Below are 6032 nucleotides of genomic sequence, written 5' to 3'. Positions count from 1 at the left end.
CGCCGAACCGCCGTATCAGATCCACCAACCCCACCATTACCCAGGAAGGTCCTCATGATTGAGGCACACGAGCTCACCAAGCGCTACGGCGACAAGACCGCAGTGCACACACTCAGCTTCACCATCGCGCCCGGCACCGTGACCGGGTTCCTCGGCCCGAACGGTGCCGGCAAGTCCACGACGATGCGCCTGATCATGGGACTGGACCGGCCGACGTCGGGCACCGTCACGGTCAACGGCAAGCCCTACGGGCAGCACCGTTCCCCGCTGAGGGAGGTCGGTGCCCTGCTCGACGCCAAGGCCGTACACCCCGGCCGCAGCGCCCGCTCGCACCTGCGCGCGATGGCTGCCACCCACAACATCAAGGCCTCCCGTGTCGGCGAGGTAATCGATATGACTGGCCTGTCAGGGGCAGCGACCAAGCGTGTCGGCGGGTTTTCCCTCGGCATGAGTCAACGCCTGGGTATCGCCGCAGCACTCCTGGGCGACCCCCGAACGCTCATCCTCGACGAGCCGGTCAACGGGCTCGACCCCGAGGGCGTGCAGTGGGTTCGCCAGCTGGTGCGCGACCTGGCCGCCGAGGGACGGACCGTGTTCCTGTCCTCGCACCTGATGAGTGAGATGTCCCAGACCGCCGATCAGCTCCTCGTGATCGGCCGCGGTCACATCATCGCCGCCGGCTCGGTCCAACAGGTCATTGACTCCGTCGCGAGCGGCGCTGTGCGGGTGCGCTCCCCGCGCGCCGACGAGCTCGCCGCCGCCCTGACTGCCGACGGTGTGACCATCACTTCTCCGGACGCCAGCATGCTCGAGGTCAGCGGGACTACCGCGGAACACGTCGGCCAGGTCGCCTTCCGAAACGGGCTGCCGCTGTACGAGTTGTCCCCACGCGGCGCCAGCCTCGAAGAGGCGTACATGTTCCTGACCCAGGACGCAGTCGAGTACCGCTCTGAACCCACCACCGCCCACAGCAGCACCGCCCACAGCACCCCAGACCAGAAGGGCCAGAACCGATGAGCACGCTGACCGATGACCCCCCAATGTCCTCACCCGCCACCAACCCGCCCGCCGCTGCACAGGTGCATCCCACCTTCGCGGGGGTCTTGCGTGGGGAATGGATCAAGTTGCTGTCCCTGCGCTCGACGTGGTGGGCGCTGGCCGCCACCGCCGCAGTGATCACGCTGGTGGCACTGGCCTCCGCCCTGTCCCTGAGCGCCACGACCGACGATCCCGCCCTGGCCCCGGCCGTCGAGCAGATGCATGGTGCCGAGGTCATCGCGGGCGGCTTCCATTTCGGCATGCTCACCATCGCCGTCCTGGGCGCCCTGCTCATCACCGGGGAATACGCCACCGGCACGATCCGCTCCACGTTCGCGGCTGTTCCGAGCCGGATCCCCGTCCTTGGCGCCAAAGCCCTCGTCCTGATTGTGCTGACGGCCGCCGTTACCCTCGTGAGCGCGACCCTGTCCTACCTCGTCACCATGCTCCAGCTCTCGCAGTACGACCTCGTCCCAGCGCTGGACGACCCGGGCACCTGGCGCGTCCTCGGCGGCACCCTCTACTCCCTCATCGCCGCCGCCCTGTTCTCCCTTGGGATTGCCACGCTCCTGCGTTCCACCGCCGCCAGCGTGACCGTAGCCCTGACCGTCCTGCTGCTATTGCCCGGCACCCTCAGCTTCATTCGCCTGGACTGGGTAGAGACAATCGTCAGCTACCTGCCGCTGCCGGCGTCCTCAGTGTTGCTCACCACCGGAGCAGTCGAGACGCAAGGAGCCTACCTCTCCACACAGGCGAGCCTGATCGTGCTGGCCGCCTACGCTGTTGTCCCCCTCGCGGCGGCCGCAATCACGCTGCACCGACGCGACGCCTAGACTGGAGCCAGTGATCGGCAACACACTGGGGGAATAACATGACAGCAGTGACAGGTCTCAGCGAAGCGCTCTGGGAGGGCCTCGCGATGGAGCAGCTGGCCGAACTCGGCTGGCGGCCAGGCACCGGAGAGTCCATCGCACCCGGATCAGGGGAGCGCGACACCTGGGATGACCTGCTCATCCGGCCGCGGTTGCTAGCCGCGCTGCGGAAGTTCAACCCCACTGTGCCGCAGCAGTACCTCCAGCAGGCCGTCGCCGAAATTACAGCCCCCAAATCAACCGATGCCATCACCGAGAACCACCGCGTCCACACTTATCTGACCGATGGCTTCCGCGGTATCAGCTACATCGACACCGACGGCACCGAACACAATCCCACCCTCCGCGTCCTCAGCGCCGACGCTGACGACAACGACTGGCTGGCCGTCAACCAGGTCACCCTCCGCCAGGGCGACTACAAACGACGCTTCGACGTCGTGCTCTACTGCAACGGCATGCCGGTCAGCGTGATCGAACTCAAGAGGGCTGGGAGCCGCTCAGCCGATGTACCCGCCGCGCATGCCCAGCTGCAGACCTACCTCCGCGAATTCCCGCTTGCCTTCCGCTTCTGCGTCTTCACCCTCGCCTCGGATGGAATCCTCGCCAAGTACGGCACGCCGTTCACCCCGCTGAACCACTTCTCGCCGTGGAATGTCGACGACGACGGCGAACCCGTGGCGCGCGACGCCCTCGTCGACGGCGAGCCGGTCACCGAACTGGAGCTAGCCCTCGACGGCCTCTACAGTCTCGAGCGGTTCGTTCAGCTGACCCGCAGCTTCACCGCGTTCGATGAAAACTCGGACGGGCTGACCAAACGCATCGCCAAGCCCCACCAATACTTCGCCGTCTCCAAGGCCCTGGGCAGCACCGTCACAGCGGTTGCAAGCAACGGCAAGGCCGGCGTCGTCTGGCACACGCAAGGCTCGGGCAAGTCCATGGAGATGGAGCTCTACACCAACCAGGTCACCCGCCATCCCAAGCTCCTCAATCCCACCATCGTGGTGATCACCGACCGCAACGAGCTCGACGGCCAGCTGTACGAGACCTTTGCGCAAAGCCTCCTCCTGCCGGAGAAACCCCAGCAGATCCGCCGCCGGGCCGAACTCCGCGAGGAACTCTCCAGCCGAACCACGGGAGGCATCTACTTCACCACCCTGCAGAAGTTCGGCCGCAGCCAGGGGGAGAAGGACGCCGGCGTGGACCATCCGCTGCTCTCGGACCGGCGGAACATCATTGTGATTGTCGATGAAGCGCACCGCAGCCACTACGACGACCTCGACGGCTATGCCCGCCACCTCCGCGATGCTCTGCCGCGGGCCACCCTGATCGCGTTCACCGGGACACCTATTTCCTTTGACGACCGCAACACGCGTGACGTGTTCGGCGAGTACATCGACATTTACGACCTGAGCCGGGCGGTCGACGACGGCGCCACCGTTCCCGTGTATTTCGAACCACGGCTGATCAAGGTGGCGCTGGCCCAGGACGTCACCGAGGAAACCCTCGACCAGGCGGCCGATGACATCACCCGGAGCCTCGACGACACCGAGAGGGCACGGATCGAGGCGAGCGTCGCCGTCGTGAACGCGGTCTACGGTGCACCTCAGCGCATCGCTGCCCTCGCGGAGGACCTGGTGGCGCACTGGGAAAATCGTTCGGGCAAGATGCGCCAGTTCATCGAGTCGCCCGGCAAAGCCATGATTGTAGGCGGCACCCGGGAGATCTGCGCCAACCTGTATACGGCCATCATTGCGCTGCGCCCCGACTGGCACTCGGATGACCTCAACAAGGGCAAAATCAAGGTGGTGTACTCCGGCACGCCGTCGGACGTCCCACCGGTGGTCGACCATGTGCGCCGGGACTCGGCGAACGCGACCATCAAGGAACGCCTGCGGAATGTCGACGACGAACTCGAGATTGTGATCGTCAAGGACATGATGCTCACCGGGTACGACTCGCCCCCGCTGCACACCCTGTACCTGGACCGGCCGCTGAAGGGTGCCCTGCTGATGCAGACGCTCGCCCGGGTGAACCGCACCTTCCGCGGTAAACAGGATGGGCTGCTGGTGGCGTATGCGCCGCTGGCCGACAACCTGGCCAAGGCACTGGCGGAGTATTCCAAGACCGACCAGCAGAGCAAGCCCATCGGAAAGAACATCGACGAGGCGGTGGAGCTCACCAAATCCCTGGTGGAGATGCTGCGTGAGATGCTCGCCGGGTTCGACTGGCGCGCCGTCTACCGTGCGGGCACCCCCAAGGCCTTCAAGAATGCTGTCACCGGCTCGGTCAACTACCTGCGCAGCGCGTTGACCCCGGGCAACCAGCCCGACGACGGCGCCGAGACCCTCGCGGAACGGTACCGGAAGGCCTCGAGTCAGCTGTCCCGTGCCTGGGCCCTGTGTTCAGGGGCCCAGAACCTGGCCGAGCTCCGCCCGGAGATCCAGGTGTACGAGGAGATCCGCGTCTACATGGCGAAGTTTGACGCCGCAGACCGGCAGGCCCGGGGGGAGCCGGTGCCCGAGGACATTGCAAGGCTGCTCGGGGACCTGATCGCGACGTCGACGTCCACGGGGGACATCCTTGACATCTATGAAGCCGCAGGGATGCCCAAGCCGTCACTGGGCGATCTGACCCCTGAGTTCATCGCGAAGACGCAGCAGGCACGGAATCCGCAGCTTGCCATCGAGGCGCTGCGGAAGCTGGTGGCCGAGGAATCGGCGAAGACCACCCGTAACAACGTGATCCGTGAGCGTGCCTTCTCGGAACGCATCACGGAACTGATGAACCGGTACACGAACCAGCAACTCACATCGGCCGAGGTCATTGCCGAGCTGGTCGCGCTGGCAAAGGAAGTTGCTGCCGAGGCTGCGCGTGGCGCGAAGTTCTCTCCACCGCTCAACGAGGACGAACTCGCGTTCTACGATGCGGTGGCGCAAAATGAGTCAGCGGTGGAGGTGCAGGGCGAGGGGATCCTGGCGCAGATCGCCCGAGACCTCGTGACAGTGATGCAGCGTGACGTGCGGACGGACTGGACGGTGCGCGACGACGTCCGGGCAAAGCTACGCTCCTCCATTAAGCGGCTGCTCGTGAAGAACGGCTATCCACCCGACAAGCAACCAGCCGCCATCAAGTTAGTGATGGAGCAAATGGAGTCCATGGCACCGCGCTACGCGGAAGCACGTGGCTGACCATGGCACGAAGCACAGTCCTCTCCGCAACCGACAGTGAGACCAGCAATGGTGACAGGTAAACAGGTCCGGCTCTTCCTGACCGACGGCATGCCGGGCGGACTCCTGACTGCAGAAATTATGAACTGGACTGGGCAGATTGTCGCCGGATCCAGGTCGGATCTTGCGACGCTTCTCGCCCGCCCGGAGGCAGGGAAAACCGGCGTCTACTTTCTGATCGGAGTGAACGAAGAAGACCCAGACGACCAGATGTTGTACATCGGAGAAGGCGACGATGTCTCCATACGCCTCAAAATGCACAACCGCGGTGAACTCGAGGGAGGTAAAGACTTCTGGACGCGAGCGCTGCTGCTCACCAGCAAAGACGCGAACCTCACGAAAGCACACGTCCGTTATCTGGAGAGCCGGTTCATACAACTGGGCAAGTCGACCGACCGGACCACCATCGTCAACAAGACTGCGCCACCCCTCTTACCGTTGCCCGAGGCCGATATCTCGGACATGGAATACTTCATTAGCCAAGCGCGAATTGTGCTCCCATTGCTTGGTGTCGAGGCCTTTCGGGAAGTGCCACGCAATGAGAACGAGGCGACGGATCCGGACCGGCCAAAGGCGTCGTCACCCCTATTCGAACTGAATGTACCTGCGGGCGGGGGAAAAGCACGCGGCCAAGAGGTTGACGGAGAGTTTGTGGTTTACGAAGGTTCAGCGGTACGCCGCCAGTGGGTGGGCGCCCACACCGGATACAGGAAACTCTATGACCGACTCTCCCTCGACGGTACGTTAGAGGATCATGGTCAGGTCCGCCGGTTCACCAAGCCCTATGCCTTTAAAAGCCCTAGCGCGGCTGCCGCCGTCGTCACCGGTAGGCCGACCAACGGTCGGACCAGCTGGATTGCTCCTGACACCGGTATGAGTTACGCCGAGTGGCAGG

The 6032-nt window shown here is 64.5% G+C and carries 4 protein-coding genes; all 4 read left to right on the top strand.

Annotated elements, in window-relative coordinates:
* Window positions 1-54 precede the first annotated feature (54 nt).
* Window positions 55-1017 carry an ABC transporter ATP-binding protein gene (locus K728_RS0106160; protein WP_024476215.1) on the top strand — a complete coding sequence of 321 codons (963 nt, stop codon included), beginning with the start codon at window positions 55-57 and terminating at the stop codon, window positions 1015-1017.
* Window positions 1014-1871, top strand: a complete 858-nt coding sequence (locus K728_RS0106155; protein WP_024476214.1) for an ABC transporter permease subunit — start codon at window positions 1014-1016, stop codon at window positions 1869-1871. Before K728_RS0106160 ends, K728_RS0106155 begins: the two co-directional genes overlap by 4 nt.
* Before the next feature lie 38 nt (window positions 1872-1909).
* Window positions 1910-5098: a type I restriction endonuclease subunit R gene (locus K728_RS0106150; protein ID WP_024476213.1), complete on the top strand. Its 3189-nt coding sequence runs from the start codon at window positions 1910-1912 to the stop codon at window positions 5096-5098.
* A gap of 48 nt (window positions 5099-5146) precedes the next feature.
* Window positions 5147-6032, top strand: an 886-nt coding sequence (locus K728_RS0106145; RefSeq protein WP_024476212.1) for a GIY-YIG nuclease family protein, incomplete at its 3' end; no start/stop codon positions are given.

The sequence above is a fragment of the Arthrobacter sp. CAL618 genome, from assembly GCF_000468215.1.
Taxonomy (GTDB): domain Bacteria; phylum Actinomycetota; class Actinomycetes; order Actinomycetales; family Micrococcaceae; genus Arthrobacter_D.
Note: the sequence above shows the minus strand (reverse complement) of the source record. Positions and strands in the feature narration are given on the sequence as shown.